At 60.5% G+C, this 1,647-nt stretch carries 1 pseudogene; it reads right to left on the bottom strand.

The annotated features are described in order from the left end of the window. Positions 1–1,647, bottom strand: a pseudogene (locus BGK49_RS30085) (RHS element protein); the annotation flags it as partial.

Raw genomic sequence — 1,647 nt, 5'->3', positions numbered from 1 at the left:
GCGACTTTCGACCAGCGGCTCTGCATATTGTGTCCGCGTGTAGTGCACCAGCCGGTGCTGACTGTCGTAATGGTACCGGTGGGTGCGCTCATCATCCGTACGGATACCCCCTTCCGGGATGAGGTCGGTTTTCTCCGTCAGCCTGCCGGTGGTGCTGTAGCTGTAACTCCGGGTCTGGCGCGGGCTGCTGATGCGGATGAGTTCGCCGTTGTCGTTCCAGGTGTAATCGCGGTCATACTGCAGGCTGTTCAGGTGCTGGCTCTGTAACTGCCCGGCAGGGGTATAAGCGGTGGTGAGTTCATAGCGGCCGAAGCGGCGCAGCGTTTCCCGGTGCAGGCGGTCGCGGGTGAAATCCACCAGCGGTGTGTCGCCGAGCTTCATGCCTGCCAGGTAACCGCTGCCGTAGGCCAGCCATTCCACGGCGGGCAGGCTGTCCGGTATACAGCGGTTCGCCAGTCCCTGCGCGTTGTAAGCGTGTCTGGTCTCATGCTGCCAGAGCAGTGCTTCCGGCTGCGGGTGATGCACCGTCTGGCGCTCACCGGTCAGCCGGCCTTTCTCATCATACCTGTAATGCACCGTCACCCGGTGCCCTTCGCTGAGATGGCTGATGTCTGTCAGCCAGCCACGTTTGTCATACTGCCACTGCTCTGCGGTTTCGCCATTCACGGTGCGGTGCGTGAGGCGGTCTGCTTCGTCATAGTGCCAGTGGGTGACCAGCCCCTCATCCTCGCTGCGGATAAGTTTGCCGGTCAGGTCGTGGTGATAACGCTGTGTGCGGCCGTCAAAGCCGGTTTCCTGTATCAGCCGGTCGAGTACATCGTAACGGAAGGTGGTGTGGCTGCCGTTTTCACTGGTCAGGCGGATGACCCGTCCTGCAGCATCGTATTCCATACTGCGCGTCAGCTCGCCCTGCGTGGTACGGATGGCCTTTCCCCACGCATCGTACTGTGTCCCGTTTCTGCTGCCGTCCGGGGCAATGACGGCGGTCAGGTCACCGGCGGCGTTGTATTCATACCGCGTTTCATGGCCCTGCGTGTCTTTCACGGCAATTAACTGTCCACGGCTGTCGTATGCGCGGTACTGACTCAGCCCTTCCTCGCGGTGCACCGCCGTCATCTGCCCGAAGCGGTCATGGTCATAACGGGTTACATAACCGGAACAGTCGGTGAAGCTCAGCAACTGACCGTAACGGCTCCACGTCATGGTTTTCCGGCTACCGGTGGCATCTTCCGTTGCGCAGGGTAAGTCACTGTGTGGATTATCATAACGGTAGCGGATGATATCGCCGTCAGGGGCAGTTTCCTGAATCAGACGGCCCCATTCATCATATTCCCGGCGTATTTCCAGCCCGTCAGGCCCGGTGGCTGACGTTAACTGGCTGTATAGTAAAACGCCGATGCCCTGCCATCCGGCGTGGTGATGCGCGTGATGAGGCCCGTCACCACATCCGGGCTGTATTCTGTTGTCCGGCCTGCGGCATCCGTCTGTGTCCTGAGCCTGCCCACGGCGTCAAACTGACTCTGCGTGACGCTGCCGTCCGCGTGTTCCTTTTTCACCACCCGCTTCAGCCCGGCTTCACCCTGCGTGTGCAGCACTTCACGGCGGTTCAGGCTGTCGGTGATGGTGATGCGGTCCTTCTCATACTGA

This window comes from Shigella sp. FC1544, from assembly GCF_001722145.1.
GTDB classification, from domain to species: Bacteria; Pseudomonadota; Gammaproteobacteria; order Enterobacterales; family Enterobacteriaceae; genus Escherichia; species Escherichia coli.
This window is presented reverse-complemented; position numbering and strand designations above follow the sequence as displayed.